Genomic DNA, 20581 nt, shown 5'->3' on the forward strand with positions numbered 1-20581 from the left:
TATATGAGACATGCGAATAAACGAGACGGGCAACAACACCCCGTCCAGTCCACAGGGTGAGACAATGTCCAAGACCAAGACCGCAGAATTCGCAGACAACATTGAAATGCCGAGCTTCGACGTTTCCAAGGCCACCGACCAGTTCCGCGTCTTCGCCGAAAAGGGCGTCGAGCAGTCCAAGGAAGCTTACACCAAGCTCAAGACCGGTGCCGAAGAAGCCCAGAAGACCATCGAGACCAGCTACGAGACCGCCCGCAGCGTGACCAACGAGCTGTCGCTCAAGGCGATTGCCGCGCTCCGCACCAATGCCGAAGCCGGTTTCTCGCATCTCGAAGCTCTCGCCGGCGCCAAGACGCTGTCGGAGATCGTCGAACTGCAGACCTCTTATCTGCGCAGCCGCGTTGAGCAGACCGTCGAGCAGGCCAAGGAATTCCAGGCCGTTGCCTCGAAGGCTGCCGAAGACGTTTCGAAGCCGGTCAAGACTGCTTTCGAAAAGGCGCTGAAAGACCTCAAGGCTGCTTAGTGCATGACCCCGAAAATCGGCTTCGATTTTCGGAAGGATCATGCGCCAAGTCCAAGAGGACGCGCGGCGCTGTAACAGCGCCTGAACAAGATACCCGGCGGGCGGTTCCTCCTCCCTCTGCCTGCCGGGCGAAGCGGCCAGCACCTCCTCCCGCTGGTCACAAAAAGGGAAAAGGCCGGCACCTCCTCCCGCCGGCCTTTTTCTTTTTTTGCGATGCCCGAAACGCCGGATATCAAGGACTTCCCACAGGCCGCGCAAATCGCCGCAGTGGAATATGCGCAAAGCTCTTGAAATGCGTCCGAAGAGTCCGTATTGACGCCGCACCAACAGGTACGCGGTTGTAGCTCAGTTGGTTAGAGCGCCGGATTGTGGATCCGGAGGTCGGTGGTTCGAGCCCACCCAACCGTACCAACTTCCCCCAAAGACAGATCGATATGCACGGCACCGCCCGGATACTTCCGGCTTGCGATGTGGTCCTTGCACGCCCCACTGGATTTAGCGCGAACGGGCCGCGTTCGAATCAATCAGATTTCCAACAATCCACGACTGGGCAGTCGCAACGCAAAACGGCGCGCTTCTGATGAAGCGCGCCGTTTTGCTGCCCCGAAAGGGACGAATTGTCAGCCGTAGTGGTGAGGCCTGTTACTGGCAGGGCGCCAGATAGGTCACCGGCTTGCCGTAGCGGTCGTACATCGGTCGGCCACGGTTGTCGTACTGGTGATAGCGGCATTCGCCGGGTGCCGTGCCCGCACCAATCATTGCGCCGGCCAGGCCGCCGATGACCGCGCCCGCAACGGTCGCACCGGTGTTGCCGCCAATGGCCTGGCCGACGAGGGCACCGCCCACCGCGCCGACGGCACCGCCACCAACGGCACGTTCCTGCGGGGTGTTACAGGCCGTAGCGGCCAATGCGACGAAAGACAAAGCTGCAGCCGTAACCAAAAAACGCGTCATCAACCCTACTCCTTGAGACTATCGCCACAACGCTATCATGGCGACTTTTGCTTATCCAGTAGCATATCCTTGGAAACTCTCGCCTTTTCGGCCGCTCCAGGAGCCTTTCATTTCCATCCGCGTCACTTGTCGCCGCCGTTGCTGGCGACGGACCACGCCAGCTCACCCCCGCTGCGCCGCCTGTTCGTCGCGCAGGCGCTGGACCTCCCGGCGCTTGTTGACCAGCGACGCGGCAATGACGCCGACGGCGACGATGGCGATCAGGATGGTACAAGCAGCATTGATCTCGGGCGTCACGCCGAGCCGCACCTGGCTGTAGATCTTCATCGGCAAGGTCGTTGCGCCCGGGCCTGAAGTGAAGCTCGAAATTACCAGGTCGTCGATGGAGAGCGTGAAGGCCAGCATCCAGCCCGAGATGATCGCCGGCAAAATGACGGGCAAGGTGATCTGGAAGAAGGTCTTGACCGGTGGCGCGCCGAGATCCATCGCGGCTTCTTCAAGCGAACGGTCGAAGGTGACCAGACGCGACTGCACCACGACCGCGACAAAGCACATCGAGAAGGTGATGTGCGCCAGCGTCAACGTGAAGAAGCCACGATCGAGCCCGACGGCGACGAACAGCAACAGCAACGACAGGCCGGTGATGACCTCGGGCATGACCAGCGGCGCAAACACCATGCCGGAAAACAGCACCCGGCCCCGGAACCGGGTGTAGCGGGTCAGCGCCAGGGCTGCGAGCGTGCCGAGCACGGTGGCGAGCGTCGCCGAGATCAGGCCGACACGGATCGTCACCCAGGCCGCATCCATCAGGCCCTGATTGTGGAACAGCGAGACATACCATTTGGTCGAGAAGCCGCCCCAGACGGTGACGAGCTTGGACTCGTTGAAGGAGAAGATGACCAGCAAAACGATGGGCAGATAGAGAAAGGCAAAGCCCAGGACGATCGCCGTGATGTTGAAGCGGCTCCAGCTCGAATTCATCTCAGCGCCCCTGTTCCTGGGCACGTGCCTGCGCCTGCTGGAAGAACATGATCGGCACGACCAACAGCAGAAGCAGGATGACGGCCACCGCCGATGAGACCGGCCAGTCGCGATTGGCGAAGAACTCGTTCCACAGCGTCTTGCCGATCATGAGCGTTTGCGAGCCGCCGAGCAGGTCGGGAATGACGAATTCGCCGACGGCCGGAATGAACACCAGCAGGCAGCCGGCGATGACGCCAGGCAGCGACAGCGGGAACGTGATCTTCCAGAACGCCGAGATCGGCGGGCAGCCTAGGTCCTGCGCCGCCTCGATCAGCGAATAGTCCATTTTCTCCAGCGCCGAATAGAGCGGCAGGATCATGAACGGCAGGTAGGAATAGACGATGCCGATGAAGATTGCCGTATGGGTGTTGAGGATCACCAGCGGCTGGTCGATGACGCCGGTGGCGAGCAACAGCTGGTTGAGCAGCCCTTCGGGCTTGAGGATGCCGATCCAGGCATAGACGCGGATCAGGAAGCTGGTCCAGAACGGCAGGATCACCAGCATCAGCAGCGTCGGCCGTATTGTCGCCGGCGCCCGCGCCATGCCGTAGGCGATGGGGTAGCCGACAAGCAGCGCGAGAAACGTCGAAATTCCCGCAATGATCACGCTCGAGACATAGGCGTTGAAGTAGAGCGCGTCCTGCGTCAGCCAGAGGTAGTTGTCGAAGCTGAACTCACTGATCTGCGACAACAGCCCGGAAAAGCCGTCGGCAAGGCCAAGGGTCGGCGTGTAGGGCGGCATGGCGATCGCCGTCGTCGACAGCGATATCTTGAACACGATGAAGAACGGGATGAGGAAGAAAAACAGCAGCCAGAGATAAGGAATGAGGATGACGAGGCGGTCAGTGATGGCTGAAAGAGGATGTTTCATCTCTCCCACCTATCGCGTCAGAACGACGCCAGCGTCGTTGCGGAAGGAGATCCATGCCTTGTCGTCCCAGCTCAGCGGATCCTCGGTGGCGCGGGTTGCGTTGAGCGAGCTCGCCTTGACCACCTGGCCATTGCCGAGCTGGACGTGGAAGATGGTCATGTCGCCGAGATAGGCGATGTCGTAGATCTCGCCTTCCATGACATTGTCGCCGGTTTCCGGCTTCTTCGACGAAACCTTGATCTTTTCCGGCCGGATGGCGAAGGCGACCTCGCTGCCCGCCGGCGCATCGCCGGCATTGGCGGTGCGGATGGTGACGCCATTGGCGCTGGCGATTGTCGCGCCCGCGCCGTCGCGGTCGGCGACCTTGCCTTCGAACATGTTGATGTTGCCAACGAAGTCGGCGACGAAGCGCGAGCCCGGAGCCTCGTAGACCTCGGCCGGTGTCGCCACCTGCATCACCTCGCCCTTGTCGAGGATGGCGATGCGGTCGGCCATGGTCATGGCCTCTTCCTGATCGTGGGTAACGACGACAAAGGTCAGCCCCAGCGTCTGCTGCAGGTCCATCAGTTCGAACTGCGTTTCCTCGCGCAGCTTCTTGTCGAGCGCGCCGAGCGGCTCGTCGAGCAACAGCACCTTGGGCCTCTTGGCAACGGCACGCGCAAGCGCGACGCGCTGGCGCTGGCCACCCGACAGCTGGTGCGGCTTGCGCTTGGCGAACTGGCCAAGCTTGACCAGCTTGAGCATGTCGGCGACGCGCTGTTCGATCTCGGCCTTCGGCATGCCATCCTGCTTGAGGCCGAAGCCGATATTCTGCTCGACCGTCATGTGCGGGAACAGAGCGTAGGACTGGAACATCATGTTGACCGGCCGCCGGTAGGGCGGGATGCCGCGCAGGTCCTGGCCATCGAGCATGATCTGGCCGGAGGTCGGCTCCTCGAAGCCGGCGAGCATGCGCAGCAGCGTCGACTTTCCGCAGCCCGAGGCGCCGAGCAGCGCGAAGAACTCACGCTCGTAGATCGACAGCGACAGGTTGTTGACGGCGGTGAAGTCACCAAACCTTTTGGTGACGTTCTTGAATTGAATGTAGGGCTTGGCGTCTGGCTTGTTCCAGGGCGCAAACTCCCTGCGGATATTGCCGAGCGATTTCATGTCCCTGTCCCACCTGCCCCTGATGCGAAGCCCGGCACCGATGGCGCCGGGCTCGTATGGTTGAAATTATTGTCCGGTGACGATCTTGGTCCAGCTGCGGGTCACCGCGCGCTGGGTCTTGGGATCGTAGGGCGGCACGGTGAAGAGCTTGGCGAGCGTCGCTTCGTCAGGATAGATCGCCGGATCGCTCGTGATCTCCTTGTCGATGAATTGCTGCGATGCCTTGTTGCCGTTGGCGTAGAAGATGTAGTTCGAGGCCTTGGCCGCGACTTCCGGCTTCAGCATGTAGTTGATGAACTCATGCGCCTCGGCAACGTGCTGGGCATCGGCCGGGATCGCCATCTGGTCGAACCACATCTCGGCACCTTCCTTGGGGATGACGTAGTCGACGACGACGCCCTGGTCCGCCTCGGCGGCGCGGTCGCGCGCCTGGAAGACGTCGCCCGACCAGCCGACGGCCAGGCAGATGTCGCCATTGGCGAGCGCGTTGATGTATTCCGACGAATGGAACTTGCGGATCGACGGCCGCACCGCGAGCAAGGTCTCTTCCGCCTTGGACAGGTCACCCAGTTCGGTCGACTGCGGCTTGAGCCCGAGATAGTTCAGCATGGTCGGGAAGATGTCGGTTGGCGAATCCAGCACGTAGACGCCGCAGTCGGCCAGCTTGGCCAATTGTTCGGGCTTGAAGACCACATCCCAGCTGTCGATCTTGTCGATGCCGAGCGCTTCCTTGATCTTCTTCTGGTTGTAGCCGATGCCGACCGTGCCCCACATGTAGTTGACCGAGTACTCGTTGCCCGGATCGTAGGCGGCGGTGCGCGAACTGACCACGTCCCACACATTTACAAGGTTGGACAGCTTGGACTTGTCGAGCTTCTGGTAGACGCCGGCCTGGATCTGACGTGCCAGGAAGGGGCTGGCCGTCGGGACGACCACGTCGTAGCCGCTGCCGCCAGCGAGCAGCTTGGTTTCAAGGATCTCGTTGGAATCGTAAACGTCGTAGACGACCTTGATGCCGGTTTCCTTGGTGAAGTCTTCGATGATCGTGGAGTCGATATAGTCCGACCAGTTGTAGACGTTGACGACCCGTTCCTGGGCGGTGGCTGAGGTCGCAACAAATGCGGCGAAGGCTGACGCGGCGGTCAGCCAAAGCGCTCTACGTTTCATGGCAGTCTCCTTTCGTGGACGTGCCCGTCCCGGCAGCATCCTGATCCTGTACAAAAATCGAATGATGAAGGTAGCGCGCTCCCGCCGGCTTGCAGCTCGGCGCAAACGTTATGGCGATTTACAGCTGCGGACACCGAAGCCCCGGCAGTGGAACCTGGCAAGATACGCCTGTGTTGTTGTTACCCTCGGGGTCAGCCTGCCCGCCGGACGGTAGTATTGTCAATGGTAAACAAAATATTGCTCAATCAGGCATCGGAACGCCCGTGACGCCCGGCCTTTGGGGCCGCACCTGGCGCCTGAATTCCAGCATCAAATGCACCAGCAAAGCTATGAAAATGACAGCTCCGCCAATGATGGTGCGCAGCGACGGCACTTCGGAATGGACGAGCCATACCCAGATTGGACCCAGCATCGGCTCGAACGTTCCGATCAGCGCGGCAACGGCGGCCGGAATCAACCTTGCACCAGTGGCAAAGAAGGCAAGGCCGAGGCCGAGATTGACGACGCCGAACGCAAACAGGAAAGCCATGTCGCGCGGCGAGACGGCAAATGCCGAAGCCTGCGAGGCGGCAAAGGCTGCAGCAATGATGGTGCCGAGACAGGTGGCGGGCGTCATGCGCACATGCGAGAAACGGCGGGTGATGACGGTGGCGATCGAAAAGACCACCGCGATCAGCAAGGCAAGACCGTCGCCGATCGGCGAGACTTCGCCGTTGAACGATTCCGAGACCATGATAGCGACGCCCGAGATGACCGCGAAAATCGCCACCCAGGTGGCGGTGGCAACGCGTTCGCGAAACAGCACCCAGGCAAACAACGCCGCTAGCAGCGGCACGCCAGCCTGCATCAACAGGATGTTGGCGACAGTCGTATAGGCAAGGGCAACGACGAACGAGGTCGAGGCCGTGGCGAAACAGAGCGCCACCAGCAGCCCGGGCAGTCCCATGCCACGGAACAGCTGCAGCGTCCCGCGCAATCCGTCACGCCAGGCCATGAAGGCCAGCAGGAATGCGGCCGCCCAGAGCGAGCGCCAGAACACCACGGTCCAGATGTCAGAAATCTCGATGAAGCGCCCGATGGCGCCACCAAGGCTCCACATCAGCGCCGACAGGAACACCAGGGCAATGCCAAGACGCTCGTCCCGCCGCGAAACCTGCGGGGCGATGACGTTCGATAGCGAGACTGCCGGGTCTGTCATGGCGCCAGTATCGATGACCTTGGAGCAGCTGGATGTGCTCAAAACGACGAGAAGAGGTCCATTTCGCTACCTCATTGGGCAAGGCCCGGCGTGATCCAGCCGATGGCGATGGTTGTGGCAAAGCCAGTCTCGCCGCGCCCGCGACGGCAGCGCTGTCCGAAGATTTCACGACGGCGACTTTCCGCTTGACCTCAATATTAGTTGAGGTTTTACAGAGATGGCTCCGAACGAACGCGAATATGGAGCCACTCCCAAAATGCCTCAGAATATCAAGCTCGCCATCATCTATGGCAGCGCCCGCGAAGGCCGCTTCTGCGACACCGTCGTCAACTGGGTCGCGACGGAGGTTCGCGGCCATCAGCAATTCGCCATCGACATGATCGACCCGCGCGACCTTGCCAACGGTCGTGGAGATGTCGCACGCCGCCTGGGCGAGGCCGACGCGTTCATCGTGGTGACGCCCGAATACAATCATGGCTACACCGCCGATCTCAAAGCACTGATCGACGCCCACAGCATCGAATGGCAAGCCAAGCCGCTGGCGTTCGTTTCGTATGGCGGCATCTCGGGCGGTTTGCGCGCCATTGAGCAGTTGCGCCTGGTCTTCGCCGAACTTCACGTCGTGGCGATCCGCGACACTGTGAGCTTTGCCTTCGCCTCGAGGCGGTTCGATCAGTCAGGCGCGTTGATCGAACCGCGAGATACACGCAAGGCGATGTCGGTTTTGCTCGCCCGTCTGCAGTGGTGGGCGATCAATCTGCGCGCCGCACGGGCCAGCACACCTTACCTCGAGGTGGCGGCATGAGCGCGCTCCAGCAAATTCAGGTCGCGGGGGCGACGCCCATCCCCGACCCGCATACCGGCCGCAACGCAACGCTGCTGTTGATCAGCACGCTGACCATCATGTCGGGCGCGACCATCTCGCCGTCGCTGCCGGCGATCGAAAGTCATTTCGCCGGCAGCGACAATGTCGAGATCCTGACAAGGCTCGTTCTGACGCTGCCGGCACTGTTCATCGTCATCTGCGCTCCCTTCGCCGGCGGGCTTGCTGATCGCCTCGGCCGACGGCCGCTATTGATCGCCGCAACACTGCTCTATGGATTGAGCGGCATGTCGGGACTGATCACCGACAGCCTGGCTGGGCTTCTTGTCGGGCGCGCGCTGCTCGGCGTTGCTGTCGCCGGCGTCATGACGACCGCAACCGCTCTTGTCGGCGACTATTTCAGCGGCCCTGCGCGCGACCACTTTATGGGCTATCAGTCGGCTTTCGTCGGCATTGGCGGCCTAGTGTTCCTGACCGGCGGCGGCATGCTCGCCGAACTGCACTGGCGCGCGCCCTTCGCTGTCTACGGACTGTCGCTGCTGCTGATTCCAGCGGTGGTGGCATTCATCGACGAGCCGGTTCGCAGCCACCTGTCCACGCCCACCGGTCCCACGCCGGTTTCAGCTGGCACCGTCTGGCTCGCCGTATCCGCCGTTTACATCGCAGCGGTGTTCAACAGCGTCGCGTTTTACCTGATCCCGACGCAGCTGCCATTCCATCTCAACGCCATGGGCATCGGCTCGCCGACACTGGCCGGCCTCGCGATAGGACTTGGCAACCTGATCGGGGCGGCCGTCGCATTGTTTTATGCGCGCCTGCGCGCCAGGCTTGGGGTGATCGGCGTGTTCGGCCTGGCCTTTGGCCTGATGGCGACAGGCTATGTTCTGCTCGGACTGGCGAGTTCGCTTGTCATGGTCCTGTCCGCGGCCAGCGTCGTTGGCCTGGGCCTCGGCATGGTCATGCCCAACATCGCGGCCGCGGCGATGGCTGCCGCAGCACCCGAAATGCGCGGACGCATCGCCGGCGGCATGACGGCCAGCATTTTCGCCGGCCACTTCATCTCGCCCTTCGTCAGCCAGCCGATGATCGCAGCGTTCGGCTTTGCCAACACCTACATCTACACCGGGCTCATTGTCGGCAGCATCGCAATCCCTGGCGGAGCACTGGCAATCCACCGCACGCGCAACAACAGGGCAAAAGAAACGGGCTTCTGAACCATCAGCCAGCCCGTTTCAGCCACCAAGGCGAGGTCAGTCGCGTCAGCTACTCGCTTTGTTTCGCCAGCCTCAGCACTTCCGACATGACGGCATCATCGCCAGCGGCATAGCTGGCGAAAGTCTGGGCAACTGGAACAGCAGGCAACAAGGAGCCCGCCACCCAATCCGGGACAGCACATGGTGGCTGAGCGTGCAGCGTTCAATTACCTGGCACATCAACCCGCGCGCCCTGCCCCGACGTGAGGAAACGGATCGGCAAGGTTTGCCCCCGATAAGGGCGGCCAAATTCTTGAATCTGCGCATCGACATTCCGAAAACGATCCCAATTTTCGGCCGACGCGCAAGGAACCGACCATGCTGACAGTACTCAACTGCCTCGTCACCGAACATGACTACCGCTTTGTCGCCGCAGCATTGACCATCTGCGCGCTGGGCTGCGTGGTATCGATGCGATTGTTCGCCCGCGCGCGCAATGTCAGGCGCGCCAAGCACGCGGCGTTCATATTCATGGCTGGCGTCGCCGGCGGCATGACGATCTGGACGACGCATTTCCTGGCGATGCTTGGCTTCATCCCCAATGTCGAACACGGTTTCGAGCCGAACTTCACCGTGTTGTCGCTGGCCTTTGCGATCACCACCTCGATGGCCGGCTTCCTGATTGCCGCCAGCCGCGAACGCGGCTGGATGATCGAAACCGGCGGCGCCATTATCGGCATCGGCATCGCGCTGATGCACTTTACCGGCATGCGTGGCTTCGTCGTTGCCGGAACAATTTCTTACGATCCCGCCTTCGTTGCCTTTTCGATCCTGGCCGGTGCGGCACTCGGAATGGTCGCGACCAATCGCGTGGCGCGGGGAACCACCCGCCACAGCCAGCATGTCGGCATGGCCGCCCTTATCCTGGGGATCGGCATGATGCATTTCACCGCCATGGGCGCGGTGCAGATCACGCCTGACCCGCGCGTGATCGTCCCCGGCCAGCTGATGTCCGACAGCGTGCTGGCGATCCTCGTTATTGTGGTCACAGTGCTTGTGGTGGTGCTCGGCGCCGTCACCCACCTTGCCGAGGAACAAGGCCAGCAGGATGCCGTCGCGCATTTCAAGCACCTTGCCATGCACGATCCACTGACCGGCCTGCCCAATCGCGCCGCGGTTCGCGACGAACTTCCGATGCGGCTGAAGCAGGCCGGCGGCACCTCGTTGGCGATCCTTGCCATCGACCTCAACCGCTTCAAGGAAATCAACGACGTCTACGGCCATGCGGCGGGCGATGCCGTGCTGATCCAGACCACGGCACGCATGCGCGCCGCGCAGATCGGCGGTGAGTTCTTTGCCCGCATCGGCGGCGACGAGTTCATTGCCGTCAAGCCGTTCACCCGCGAGAACGAAGTCGAGGAATTCGCGGCCCGCATCAGCGATGCCTTCTCGCGCCCCAACGAACTGGGCAAGGGGCGCTTCTCGACCAGCGCCAGCATCGGCATTTCGGTCTATCCGAAGGATGGCGACAGCGTCGATGAACTGACGACGCGCGCTGACCTGGCCATGTACCGCTCCAAGAAGCTGCAGGACGGCAGCTGGTGCTGGTATGATGCCGATGCCGACGAGGACGGCCGCCGCCGCGGCCAGATCGCCATCGGCCTGCGCAGCGCCATCGCCGACGGTGCGCTGCGACTGGTATTCCAGCCACAGATTTCGATGAAGCAGCGCGAACTGCTCGGCTTCGAAGCGCTGCTACGCTGGAGCAGCAGCGCACTTGGCGAGGTTTCGCCAGCCGACTTCATTCCCGTGGCCGAGCAGACCGGCATCATCGTCGAGATCGGCGACTGGGTGCTGCTGCAGGCCTGCCAAGAGGCGAGGCAATGGCCAGCACCCGTAGGCATTGCGGTCAACGTCTCGCCGGTACAGCTGATGCGACCCAATTTCGCCGAGCGGCTGACCGAAATCCTTGATGAGACAGGACTGGAGCCGGCGCGGCTCGAGATCGAGATCACCGAAACCATGCTGATCGACAATCCCGGCCAAGCACTGCTTGTGTTGCGCAAGATCAAGGCGCTCGGGGTCCGCGTCGCCATGGACGATTTCGGCACCGGCTATTCGTCACTGTCGACGCTGTTTTCGTTCCCCTTCGACAAGATCAAGGTCGATCGCAGCTTCCTCAATGCGCTGGGCCGGCAGGCGCAGGCGACCAGCGTCATCGAAACGGTCATCGAACTCGGCCACAAATTGTCGATCCCGGTGCTGGCCGAAGGCGTCGAGACCGATTTCCAGGCAGCGTTCCTCAAGGACCGGCGCTGCGACGAAGCACAAGGCTTCCTCTATGGCCGCCCGGTGGACTCTTCCACCGCGCATGCACTCGCCCAGACCGGCGCCTGGCAAGACGACGCCGGAGCGCTTGGCAAGCTGAGCGCTTGATCAGGCGCTTACTGGAAATCGAAGGCCGAGAGCCCCGTCACCATCTCGTCGCCGCCGAGCGGGGGCATCACCGGCGGCTCGGTCGTCAGGCGGAGCCGCGGATCCTGCGCCAAACCCAAGCGAGAGGCAGAAAGAGAAGTACGCCGAACTTCTTCAAAAACACCAAGGCAACCACCAGCAGCCCGGTCTTGGCCACCACCTTGCCAGCAATCAACCCACCGACACCGACCGCCGCAACCTTGTCAGCACTTGGAACATAATCCGAATAGCGTTTTCCCGGATCGAAGCTGACCGCGTTCAACACATCCGTCAGGCTGCCGTTGACCTCAGGCAGTTGATCCATCGAGGCGATGTAACTCATTACCAGCACGCCCTCACGGTTGAGGAAGCGAACATCGTAGTTCAGTGTATTCCTTTCGGCGTTGCCGAATTTCAGCTCCTTCGCCCAATAGAGCCGCTTATTCTCAGCATCATACTTCGGTGGCTGCGCCCAGCCCAGCAGAGTGATGGGTTCGTAGCCAGCCTTCGTCCGCTCTTCGTTTCCGGCCAGCGTGTCGGATTTCATGGACGTCAGCAATTCATCGTAATCGATGGAGGCGGCATCCTCGTCATTGACGTAGCCGATCAGATCCGGCCGCAGCTCTATGCCCCAGGTGTCCGACAAGGGCGAAGCCTTGCCGGGAAAGATCATGCCGGCGGCCTGGGTAGCCGAGTCGGGTGGGTTGCCCCAGGCTTCGGTCAGGATGGCGCGCGCATCTTCGGAATTGACGAAGTAGAACTTGTCCTTGAGGTCGAGATTGACGCCATTGGGCAGTTCCACCGAGCCTGTGACCGGCTCGATCTTGTCGAGGAACGACCGGCCCTTCTCGGTATAAGCTGCATAGTCGGAAAAGTACTCGGATGCTTTTTCGGCCTGCACCGGCGATACCAGCGCGCACGCCAAAGCAGCAGCCGTCACCAAAGCAAGATATCTGGTCACCTGCGCCCCACCCCTCGCTGCCCGCCACAACCAGCAGATGAAATCTAATCTAGGGCTCCAGATCGAATGGGCGCAAGTGATTTCTCACTACCCGCTGTTACTGGAAATCGAAGGCTGACAGACCCGTTACCATCTCGTCGAGGCCAAGCGGCCTGGTGATCGGCGGTTCGGCACGCGACAGGCAGCCCGAGCGCTCGCACAGCCGGCAGGCCGGGCCGACCGGCGTGGCCGCCACCAACCCAGGCTTGGCGCCGACGGCTGCTGCCGGCAGGGCGGCGCCGTAGACGATCTCGTCGCGAAAGGCGATGTCGCAGCCAAGCAGGATCGCCGTGCGCCGCGGTCGCTCGCTGAAAGCCCCTTGCGGTCCTTCAAGCGTACGGGCGACGCAGAGAAACTCGGCACCATCCGGCATCTCGACCGCCTCGACAAAGATCTGGCCCGGCTGAGTGAAAGCGGCATGTACCGGCAGCTTGGGGCAGCCGCCGCCGAAGCGGCTTTGCGGAAAACCTTGCGCGCCCGCCTTGCGGAAACGGTTGCCGGCATTGTCGACCTCGAGCATGAAAAACGGCACCGCCGACGCACCGGAGCGCTGCAGCATGGTCAGCCGATTGGCCGCCTGCTCGAACGACACGCCGAAGCGCGAGCGCAGCACGTCGACATCGTAGCGCGCACGCTGGGCGGCCGAGTGGAACACCTGATAAGGCATCATCAGCGCATGCGCGGCGTAACGGCCAAGCTCGAAACGGGCGAGCCGCCTCGCCTCGTCCGACGCAAGCTTCAGAGCCTGGAGTTCGGCGGCGACAGCGACCTGCATGCGGATCAGGCTCGCTTCCATCGCCACTTCACGCAACTGGTCGAACGGCGACAGACGTTCGGACAGGAACAGCCGCTGTGAATGCCTGTCATAGCGGCGGCGCCAGTTGGGCATGGTGGCGACCGGCAGCACCTTGACGACGATGCCATGCTCGCGCCTGAGCCAGCCCTTCAGCGCACCAAACAGATCATCGCCGGGATCAAGCAGCGAGGTGAAGGCCTCGGCCTCCTCTTCCAGCGAGGTGAAATGATTGGGTCGACGCTCGAACACCTCATGCACTTCGTCGATCGGCAGGCGCGCGCCCGACAAGGCGGTGGTGTGCCCTTCGCGGGCCAGCAGCTCAGTGAGATCGGACAGGCGCTCGGCCTGTTCGCGATAGGCGCGGAACAGCTTGATCACCGCCGCCGCCGCATTGGGTGCTGCCTCGGCGATCTCCACCAGTTCCTGATCGCCTGGCAATTCGCCGGCCAAAAGCGGATCGGCGAAGACCTCGCGCAGGGCGGCGATCGAGCCCCTCGCCTCGCCCTGCAACTCCTCGGGATCGATCTTGTAGACCGAGGCCAGCTTGAGGATGAGCTGCACCGTCAGCGGCCGCTGATTGCGCTCGATGAGGTTGAGATAGGACGGCGAAATGCCGAGCCCCTCGGCCATCGCCGTCTGGGTCAGGCCCTTCTGGTTGCGGATGCGCCTGATGCGCGGCCCGGCGAAGATTTTCTGCTCGGCCATCGTCTGGTTATCCCTCCACCCAGAGGTAGTAAGGCAAAAACAGGCACACGAGCCCAAAGGCGCTAAACCCCAATTGAGCGGTCGCCATCCGAGACGTTGAAGACAGCGATGTCACAAAGGATGACAGTCCGACCGCTGCGAAGCCCGCTCCGGCTAGCATCAGGAGGCCATTTTGCAGATTACCCTGCAAGAGGCCCGGCAGCGTCAGTACGAACAACGCGCAGTTAAACAGAGCCGCCTGAAGCACAACCGCAATCGTCCCTGGTAGTCCGACTGCTGTCTGCGATCGCGGATCGGCTTCCGCGTTTTCGGCATTCCTGCGCGAAAGGAGCCAACTGAACTCGCGGAGGCAGAGGCAGACAATAAGAAACTGGCAGACTGCCGCTAGCGCGAGAAGAATCAACCCCGGCAGTGGCATCGTGCCCAACCTTTCCATTCGAACCCGACTTTTACATCATTTTACAACGAAAGTAGGGGTTTCGACCTGCCCAGCCTTTTACATTCTTTACAAATTTACAGCGACCCTTTGTCAAACGCAACACAGGTTTTCCCTATTCTCACCTACAAATTGTTGAATTTTCTGGCTGCTTTGGCCCTGCGATGTCAAACAAGTCACATAGAAATCGCCGCAACAACCCAAGACGCGGTGACCGCCCCAAGCCTCAAGTGACCAGACGGAGTCGACAATGACTGATTTTTACAACCTCGTCCCTTCAGCCCCGGATGGCCGCTTCGATGGCATCGAGCGCCCCTACTCGCCGGAGGACGTGAAGCGGCTGCGCGGCTCCGTCCAGATCAAGCAGACCTTGGCCGAAATGGGCGCCAACCGCCTGTGGAAGCTCATCCACGAGGAGAACTTCGTCAACGCACTCGGCGCCATGTCTGGCAACCAGGCGATGCAGCAGGTCCGCGCCGGCCTGAAGGCAATCTACCTCTCGGGCTGGCAGGTTGCGGCCGACGCCAACACCGCCTCGGCGATGTATCCCGACCAGTCGCTTTACCCGGCCAACGCCGCACCTGAACTGGTCAAGCGCATCAACCGCACGCTGCAGCGCGCCGACCAGATCGAAACCTCGGAAGGCAAGGGCCTGTCTGTTGACACCTGGTTCGCGCCGATCGTGGCTGACGCCGAAGCCGGCTTCGGTGGCCCGCTCAACGCCTTCGAGATCATGAAGGCCTTCATCGAGGCGGGTGCTGCTGGCGTCCACTTCGAAGACCAGCTCGCTTCGGAAAAGAAGTGCGGCCATCTCGGCGGCAAGGTGCTGATCCCAACCGCGGCCCACATCCGCAACCTGAACGCCGCGCGTCTCGCCGCCGACGTGATGGGCACCTCGACGCTGATCGTCGCCCGTACCGACGCCGAAGCCGCCAAGCTTTTGACGTCCGACATCGACGAACGTGACCAACCCTTCGTCGACTACGACGCAGGCCGGACCGTGGAAGGCTTCTACCAGGTGCGCAACGGCATCGATCCCTGCATCGCCCGTGCCATCGCCTACGCACCGTTCTGCGACCTGATCTGGATGGAAACCGGCAAGCCGGACCTCGAGCAGGCCAGGAAGTTCGCCGAGGCCGTGCATAAGGCGCATCCGGGCAAGAAGCTGGCCTACAACTGCTCGCCGTCGTTCAACTGGAAGAAGAACCTCGACGACGCGACGATCGCCAAGTTCCAGCGTGAACTGGGTGCGATGGGCTACAAGTTCCAGTTCATCACGCTGGCTGGTTTCCACCAACTGAACTTCGGCATGTTCGAACTGGCCCGCGGCTACAAGGATCGCCAGATGGCGGCCTATTCGGAGTTGCAGGAGGCGGAATTCGCCGCCGAGGTCAACGGCTACACCGCGACCAAGCACCAGCGCGAGGTCGGCACAGGTTACTTCGACGCCGTGTCGATGGCGATCACCGGCGGCAAGTCGTCGACGACCGCAATGCATGAATCGACCGAGCACGAGCAGTTCCGCCCGGCCGCCGAATAGGCCCGGCGCAACCGACAAATCCGGAGGCATGAGCCTCCGGACACTGCCAGAGGAAACGCCCCGCAAGGGCAAGGCAACACTCCGAGGAGAACCACAATGGCACCGCGCACCCGCGTCAAGGAACGAGCCGAAGAACAGGCGACGACCATGAGCGCCGACCAGCAGGCCGTGATCCGCATCGTCGCCAACGACCTGCACCGCCTCAACCAGTCGGTCATGAAAGCAGTCGAGGCCGGCGTGTCGGTGGAACTGGTCCGCTCGGCCCGTCACCATGGCGGCGACGGCAACTGGGGTGACCTGTTGATCCCCGTTATCGTGACCCAGCAGCCGCACGGCTGACAAGCATTCCCTGTGCCCCCACGGATCCCGTCCGCAGCCCCTGCTGCGGGCGGGGTTTGTTTTTTGCGGCATTGCTCAAGGGATTACGATCAACTGTCGAAATTCTATCGACTACGACTAAAGTCGAATGCCGTTTCCAGCGTATTACTTGACACGTCCCGCAGTTGACGCGAACGTAAGGAACCGAACGCAACCACGCATTGAACAGACGCCCCCCAGCTGTCGGCTAAGCCAATGAAATGGAATGACCCAGATTCGGGCTGCAGTCCGGATGAGAGTGCGCGCACTCCCGATCGCCACGTCGCCGATCTTACAAAAGTGCTTGTCGTTGGCCGCTCGCCGATCAATCGCGTCGTCGTCGCCAAGATCGTCGAACGCTCCGGGCTCAAGACGATCTCGGAAGCACCCGACGCGGCCATGGCCATGCTGCGCAAGATGGCGCCAGGCACCATCATTCTCGATGGCGGCAGCGACAACAAGGATTGCGACGAGTTGATGCAGTCGATCCTGTCACTGAGGCTGGCATCAGGTACCAACCTGCCGTCGGTCATCCTGTTGTCCAATCGCCCCGGCACGCCAGAAAGCCTGTCGCTGTCCAGCGCCGTCGACATCGTCGTCGCCAAGCCGATCACGCCGGAGCGGCTGCAACCCGTCGTCGAAAAGCTTTTAGGCCGCTGCTGACTGTCAGCCGAGACTTTTCAGCAGTCCTGACAGTTCGCCGAGATGCTGGAGCTTGCGGAAACGCTCGGCTGCCGTTGGCTCGTCGACATGCTCGTAGACCCAAGTCAGGTCGTGGGGAATGTAGACGCCCCAGCTGCCGGCCTCGAGCGCCGGCACAACGTCCGACTTGAGCGAATTGCCGATCATCATGCCGCGCGCCGCACCGTCGCCATGGCGGGCGAAAATGCGCTCATAGGTTGGCCGCGACTTGTCGCTGACGATCTCGACGGCATTGAAGAAATCGCCGAGGCCTGACTGCGCCAGCTTGCGTTCCTGGTCGAACAGATCGCCCTTGGTGATCAGCACCAGGCGATAACGCCCGGCGAGTGCTTCGAGCGTGTCGTGGACATGCGGCAGGGTCTCGATCGGGTGGCTCAGCATCTCGCGGCCGGCGGCGAGGATCTTTTCGATCACCGAAGCTGCCACCCGGCCTTCCGTCACCTCGATCGCGGTTTCGATCATCGACAAGGTGAAACCCTTGATGCCGAAACCGTAGGTGCCAAGGTTGCGCTTTTCGGCTTCGAGCAGGCGCGACTTCAGCTGCTCTTCTTCGCCATGTTCGGCAAGCAATTCGGCGAAATGCTTTTCCGTCATGCGGAAGAACTGTTCATTCTGCCACAGCGTGTCGTCGGCATCGAATCCGATGGTGGAAAGGTGGGTCGAGGTGGAGGTCATCGCGCTCGTCTAGTTCAGAAATCGGCCCAAAACCAGCATTTTGATGCCTGCAGGCCGTCAGAATCGCTTGTCAGCCCCCCTTTTCTTCCTTCGAGGGGGACGGCTATACTCAACAATCTGCAACGACAATCTGGTGAATGATGCCGCCTGCCAAGAAGGAAGTCCGTCCGACCACTCGGGGGGCTCGCGCCCGCACGCCCGCATATGTCAAAAACAAGCGTGGCGTACGGAACTGGAAGGAAACCGCCGACTGGCTGGAATGGCGGGGCATCGAAGACATTGAGTGCATCACGCCCGACCAGGCCGGCGTCGCCCGCGGCAAGATGATGCCATCGAGCAAGTTCACCTCCAACACCGCGCTGGCGCTGCCATCCGCACCGTTCATGATGACGATCTCCGGCGGCTACCCCGAAGACGGCAACGGCTTCGCCTATCCCGAGGATGACGGCGACCTGAAGCTGGTGCCCGATCTTTCGACGCTTGCCGTAGTGCCATGGGAAGACGACCCGACCGCGCAGGTGATCTGCGACCTCGTCCACCAGGACGGCCGCCATGTCGAATTCACACCGCGCAACGTGCTGAAGCGCGTGGTCGCAGCCTACGACAAGCTCGGCCTCAAGCCCGTGGTCGCGCCCGAAATCGAATTCTACCTGGTGCGCAAGAACCCCGACCCGGATTATCCGCTGACCCCGCCGGTCGGACGCTCGGGCCGCCCGATCGGCGGCGGTGCCGGCTATTCGATCGCCGGCGTCAACGAATTCGACGAACTCATCGACGACATTTACCACTTCTCCGAGGCGCAGGGCCTGGAGATCGACACACTGATCCACGAGGAAGGTGCCGGTCAGCTCGAAATCAACCTCCGCCATGGCGACCCGATCGAACTGGCCGACCAAGTGTTCATGTTCAAGCGCACCATCCGCGAGGCGGCGTTGAAGCATGACATCTATGCCACCTTCATGGCCAAACCGATCCAGGGCCAGCCGGGTTCGGCAATGCACATCCACCAGTCGATCATCGACAAGAAGACCGGCCACAACATCTTTGCCGCCGAAGACGGCACGGAAACCGACGCGTTCTTCCACTTCATCGGCGGCATGCAAAAGCACGTGCCGAACGCGCTGGTGATGTTTGCGCCTTATGTGAACTCGTATCGCCGGCTGACGCAGGCGGCCTCGGCGCCGGTCAACAACAAATGGGGCTACGACAACCGCACCACCGCCTTCCGTGTGCCGCGTTCCGATCCGGGCGGCCGCCGCGTCGAAAACCGCATCCCCTCGTCGGATGCCAATCCTTACCTGGCGCTGGCGGCATCGCTTGCCTGTGGGCTGATCGGCCTCAAGAACAAGCTGCCGGCGGAAGCGCCGGTGCTGACGACCGCCAACGAGGACGAGATCGACCTGCCGCGTGGCCTGCTCGAGGCCGTCGACCTGTTTGAGGGCGACAAAGAGCTGACGTCGCTGTTGGGGCAGTCATTTGCGACCACCTATGCGGCGATCAAGCGGGCGGAGTTCGAAACCTTCATGGAAGTCATCAGCCCCTGGGAGCGGGAGTATCTGCTGCTGAACGTGTAGGGCAAGTGAGTGAGTAGGGAATGGTGAGTAGTGAGTAGAAAACGAACTTCTACACTACTCACTACTCACTACTCACTACTCACCATTCGCTTCCATCCGCTCAAAGATTACCGGAGCCTTCTCCGCATCATGCCCTACTTCTCCCCTATCTCGCCCGGCCTATCCTGGTACGAAGACACCGCCGGCCCACGACCGGAATACCCTGTCCTCGACGGCGACCGGCAGGCCGACGTCGTCATCATCGGTGGCGGTTTCACCGGGCTTTCAGCGGCAACGCATCTCGCCAAGGCCGGCACCAATGTCGTGCTGATCGAGGCGCATCGCTTCGGCGACGGTGCTTCGGGGCGCAATGGCGGCCAGCTTGGCACCGGCCAGCGGGCCTGGGCCGAAGAGCTCGAAGGCGAGCTTGGCTTCACACGCGCCAAGGCGCTGTTCGATCTGGCCGAGGAAGCCAAGGCACATCTGCTCGATTTCACCGCCGCCAACGGCATCGACATCGACTACATGCCGGGCCAGATGTCGGTGGCGCACAAGCCGCGTTATGTCGACGATTACAAGGCCCATGCCGAGATCATGGCGAGCCGTTTCAACTACCCGCACGTCAGCTTCATGGACGCGCAAGAAACTGCCGAACGGCTCGGTTCGACGCATTATTACGGCGGCACGCGCGACACCGGCACCGGCCATATCCATCCGCTCAAGCTGGTGATCGGCACGGCGCGCGTGGCTGCCGCCGCAGGCGCCCACATCTTCGAAAACACGCAGTCGACCGGCATCATCTCGCAGGGCGGCAAGGTGGTGGTGACGACGCCGCGCGGCACCATCACCGCGCAGAAATGCCTGATCGCCGTTAATGCCTATGGCGGCAAGCTGGAGCCGGTGAGTGCTTCGCACATCATGCCGATCGGCTCGTTCATCGGCGCCACCGTGCCGCTGGGCGTGGATTCGAAGGTCATCCCGGGTGGCGAGTCGGTCGACGATTCTCGCTTCGTGGTGCGCTACTTCCGCAAGTCGCGGGATGGGCGGCTTTTGTTCGGCGGGCGCGAGATCTATGGCGTCAACGACCCCAAGGACATCCACATCCACATTCGCAGGCAGATCACCGAGATCTATCCTGAGCTGAAGGATGTCGAGATCACCCATGGCTGGGGCGGTTATGTCGGCATCACCGTGCCACGCAAGCCATTCGTGCGCGAGGTGATGCCGAACGTCATCTCGATGGGCGGCTATTCCGGCCACGGCGTGATGCTGTCGAATTTCTTCGGCAAGCTTTATGCCGAGACGGTGGCCGGCAACCGTGACCGGCTCAAGCTGATCGAGGAGTTGAAGATACCGCCCTTCCCCGGAGGCCGGCGCTTCCGCGCGCCGCTTTTGTTCCTCGCCCTCAACTGGTTTGCGCTGAGGGACAGGATCTAGCGCCATGGTCGGACGAAACGGCCTA

Annotated in this window: 18 protein-coding genes and 1 tRNA gene; 10 read left to right on the forward strand and 9 right to left on the reverse strand. The window is 61.9% G+C overall.

Annotated features, from left to right (window positions below; translation table 11 throughout):
• Positions 1-64 precede the first annotated feature (64 nt).
• Positions 65-523 carry a phasin gene (locus ACHMW7_RS24690; protein WP_184771363.1) on the forward strand — a complete coding sequence of 153 codons (459 nt, stop codon included), beginning with the start codon at positions 65-67 and terminating at the stop codon, positions 521-523.
• 334 nt (positions 524-857) lie between these two features.
• Positions 858-934, forward strand: a tRNA-His gene (locus tag ACHMW7_RS24695).
• Positions 935-1165: 231 nt separating this feature from the next.
• Here the strand turns inward: ACHMW7_RS24695 and ACHMW7_RS24700 are convergent.
• From ACHMW7_RS24700 to ACHMW7_RS24725, 6 genes are all read right to left on the reverse strand, one after another.
• Complete coding sequence (locus tag ACHMW7_RS24700) at positions 1166-1477, reverse strand: hypothetical protein (protein ID WP_395448061.1); 312 nt, start codon at positions 1475-1477, stop codon at positions 1166-1168.
• 162 nt (positions 1478-1639) lie between these two features.
• Positions 1640-2458, reverse strand: coding sequence for an ABC transporter permease (locus ACHMW7_RS24705; protein WP_395448062.1), 819 nt, complete (start codon positions 2456-2458; stop codon positions 1640-1642).
• A 1-nt stretch (position 2459) separates the two neighbouring features.
• Positions 2460-3371 carry an ABC transporter permease subunit gene (locus ACHMW7_RS24710; RefSeq protein ID WP_395448063.1) on the reverse strand — a complete coding sequence of 304 codons (912 nt, stop codon included), beginning with the start codon at positions 3369-3371 and terminating at the stop codon, positions 2460-2462.
• Positions 3372-3380: 9 nt separating this feature from the next.
• Positions 3381-4520, reverse strand: coding sequence for an ABC transporter ATP-binding protein (locus tag ACHMW7_RS24715; protein ID WP_395448064.1), 1140 nt, complete (start codon positions 4518-4520; stop codon positions 3381-3383).
• A 66-nt stretch (positions 4521-4586) separates the two neighbouring features.
• On the reverse strand, positions 4587-5687 hold the full coding sequence (locus ACHMW7_RS24720; RefSeq protein WP_395448065.1) for a polyamine ABC transporter substrate-binding protein: 1101 nt from the start codon (positions 5685-5687) through the stop codon (positions 4587-4589).
• A 241-nt stretch (positions 5688-5928) separates the two neighbouring features.
• Positions 5929-6885, reverse strand: a complete 957-nt coding sequence (locus tag ACHMW7_RS24725; protein ID WP_395448066.1) for a DMT family transporter — start codon at positions 6883-6885, stop codon at positions 5929-5931.
• Positions 6886-7141: 256 nt separating this feature from the next.
• On the opposite strand from ACHMW7_RS24725, the gene ACHMW7_RS24730 reads away from it, so the two are divergent.
• From ACHMW7_RS24730 to ACHMW7_RS24740, 3 genes are all read left to right on the forward strand, one after another.
• Positions 7142-7690, forward strand: coding sequence for an NADPH-dependent FMN reductase (locus ACHMW7_RS24730; protein ID WP_395448067.1), 549 nt, complete (start codon positions 7142-7144; stop codon positions 7688-7690).
• Positions 7687-8922 (forward strand): MFS transporter, encoded by a 1236-nt coding sequence (locus ACHMW7_RS24735; RefSeq protein ID WP_395448068.1) that lies wholly within the window; start codon positions 7687-7689, stop codon positions 8920-8922. The genes ACHMW7_RS24730 and ACHMW7_RS24735 overlap by 4 nt, the downstream gene beginning before the upstream one ends.
• Before the next feature lie 357 nt (positions 8923-9279).
• Positions 9280-11337: a putative bifunctional diguanylate cyclase/phosphodiesterase gene (locus ACHMW7_RS24740; protein ID WP_395448069.1), complete on the forward strand. Its 2058-nt coding sequence runs from the start codon at positions 9280-9282 to the stop codon at positions 11335-11337.
• Positions 11338-11422: 85 nt separating this feature from the next.
• On the opposite strand, the gene ACHMW7_RS24745 is transcribed toward ACHMW7_RS24740, so the two are convergent.
• Positions 11423-12316, reverse strand: coding sequence for a DUF2167 domain-containing protein (locus tag ACHMW7_RS24745; RefSeq protein WP_395448070.1), 894 nt, complete (start codon positions 12314-12316; stop codon positions 11423-11425).
• 97 nt (positions 12317-12413) lie between these two features.
• Positions 12414-13856 carry a short-chain fatty acyl-CoA regulator family protein gene (locus ACHMW7_RS24750; protein WP_395448071.1) on the reverse strand — a complete coding sequence of 481 codons (1443 nt, stop codon included), beginning with the start codon at positions 13854-13856 and terminating at the stop codon, positions 12414-12416.
• Between the two features lie 686 nt (positions 13857-14542).
• Between ACHMW7_RS24750 and aceA the strand changes: the two genes are divergently transcribed.
• The 3 genes from aceA (at position 14543) to ACHMW7_RS24765 (ending at position 16852) form a co-directional block, all read left to right on the forward strand.
• Positions 14543-15832 (forward strand): isocitrate lyase, encoded by a 1290-nt coding sequence (gene aceA, locus ACHMW7_RS24755; RefSeq protein ID WP_395448072.1) that lies wholly within the window; start codon positions 14543-14545, stop codon positions 15830-15832.
• A gap of 96 nt (positions 15833-15928) precedes the next feature.
• On the forward strand, positions 15929-16171 hold the full coding sequence (locus tag ACHMW7_RS24760) for a hypothetical protein (protein ID WP_067965227.1): 243 nt from the start codon (positions 15929-15931) through the stop codon (positions 16169-16171).
• Between the two features lie 234 nt (positions 16172-16405).
• Complete coding sequence (locus ACHMW7_RS24765; RefSeq protein ID WP_395448073.1) at positions 16406-16852, forward strand: response regulator; 447 nt, start codon at positions 16406-16408, stop codon at positions 16850-16852.
• A 3-nt stretch (positions 16853-16855) separates the two neighbouring features.
• Here ACHMW7_RS24765 and ACHMW7_RS24770 read toward each other — a convergent pair whose 3' ends face one another.
• The gene (locus ACHMW7_RS24770) at positions 16856-17566 is read right to left on the reverse strand and encodes an HAD family hydrolase (RefSeq protein WP_395448074.1); all 711 of its coding nucleotides are present in this window, start codon (positions 17564-17566) and stop codon (positions 16856-16858) included.
• 137 nt (positions 17567-17703) lie between these two features.
• On the opposite strand from ACHMW7_RS24770, the gene ACHMW7_RS24775 reads away from it, so the two are divergent.
• Together ACHMW7_RS24775 and ACHMW7_RS24780 are read left to right on the forward strand one after the other, a co-directional pair.
• Complete coding sequence (locus ACHMW7_RS24775; RefSeq protein WP_395448075.1) at positions 17704-19140, forward strand: glutamine synthetase family protein; 1437 nt, start codon at positions 17704-17706, stop codon at positions 19138-19140.
• A 129-nt stretch (positions 19141-19269) separates the two neighbouring features.
• Positions 19270-20556, forward strand: a complete 1287-nt coding sequence (locus ACHMW7_RS24780; protein WP_395448076.1) for an NAD(P)/FAD-dependent oxidoreductase — start codon at positions 19270-19272, stop codon at positions 20554-20556.
• The last annotated feature ends 25 nt before the right edge of the window (positions 20557-20581 follow it).

The organism is Aminobacter sp. UC22_36, assembly GCF_044056035.1.
In the GTDB taxonomy this organism is placed as follows: domain Bacteria; phylum Pseudomonadota; class Alphaproteobacteria; order Rhizobiales; family Rhizobiaceae; genus Aminobacter.

Bases quoted from the DNA above. Each gene is read 5' to 3' on its own strand.
- ACHMW7_RS24705 (WP_395448062.1), bottom strand. From the start codon at position 2,458: ATGAATTCGAGCTGGAGCCGCTTCAACATCACGGCGATCGTCCTGGGC.
- ACHMW7_RS24690 (WP_184771363.1), top strand. From the start codon at position 65: ATGTCCAAGACCAAGACCGCAGAATTCGCAGACAACATTGAAATGCCG.
- ACHMW7_RS24715 (WP_395448064.1), bottom strand. From the start codon at position 4,520: ATGAAATCGCTCGGCAATATCCGCAGGGAGTTTGCGCCCTGGAACAAG.
- ACHMW7_RS24735 (WP_395448068.1), top strand. From the start codon at position 7,687: ATGAGCGCGCTCCAGCAAATTCAGGTCGCGGGGGCGACGCCCATCCCC.
- ACHMW7_RS24760 (WP_067965227.1), top strand. From the start codon at position 15,929: ATGGCACCGCGCACCCGCGTCAAGGAACGAGCCGAAGAACAGGCGACG.
- ACHMW7_RS24725 (WP_395448066.1), bottom strand. From the start codon at position 6,885: ATGACAGACCCGGCAGTCTCGCTATCGAACGTCATCGCCCCGCAGGTT.
- ACHMW7_RS24775 (WP_395448075.1), top strand. From the start codon at position 17,704: ATGATGCCGCCTGCCAAGAAGGAAGTCCGTCCGACCACTCGGGGGGCT.
- ACHMW7_RS24750 (WP_395448071.1), bottom strand. From the start codon at position 13,856: ATGGCCGAGCAGAAAATCTTCGCCGGGCCGCGCATCAGGCGCATCCGC.
- ACHMW7_RS24720 (WP_395448065.1), bottom strand. From the start codon at position 5,687: ATGAAACGTAGAGCGCTTTGGCTGACCGCCGCGTCAGCCTTCGCCGCA.
- ACHMW7_RS24710 (WP_395448063.1), bottom strand. From the start codon at position 3,371: ATGAAACATCCTCTTTCAGCCATCACTGACCGCCTCGTCATCCTCATT.
- ACHMW7_RS24730 (WP_395448067.1), top strand. From the start codon at position 7,142: ATGCCTCAGAATATCAAGCTCGCCATCATCTATGGCAGCGCCCGCGAA.
- aceA (WP_395448072.1), top strand. From the start codon at position 14,543: ATGACTGATTTTTACAACCTCGTCCCTTCAGCCCCGGATGGCCGCTTC.
- ACHMW7_RS24765 (WP_395448073.1), top strand. From the start codon at position 16,406: ATGAAATGGAATGACCCAGATTCGGGCTGCAGTCCGGATGAGAGTGCG.
- ACHMW7_RS24740 (WP_395448069.1), top strand. From the start codon at position 9,280: ATGCTGACAGTACTCAACTGCCTCGTCACCGAACATGACTACCGCTTT.
- ACHMW7_RS24780 (WP_395448076.1), top strand. From the start codon at position 19,270: ATGCCCTACTTCTCCCCTATCTCGCCCGGCCTATCCTGGTACGAAGAC.
- ACHMW7_RS24770 (WP_395448074.1), bottom strand. From the start codon at position 17,566: ATGACCTCCACCTCGACCCACCTTTCCACCATCGGATTCGATGCCGAC.
- ACHMW7_RS24700 (WP_395448061.1), bottom strand. From the start codon at position 1,477: ATGACGCGTTTTTTGGTTACGGCTGCAGCTTTGTCTTTCGTCGCATTG.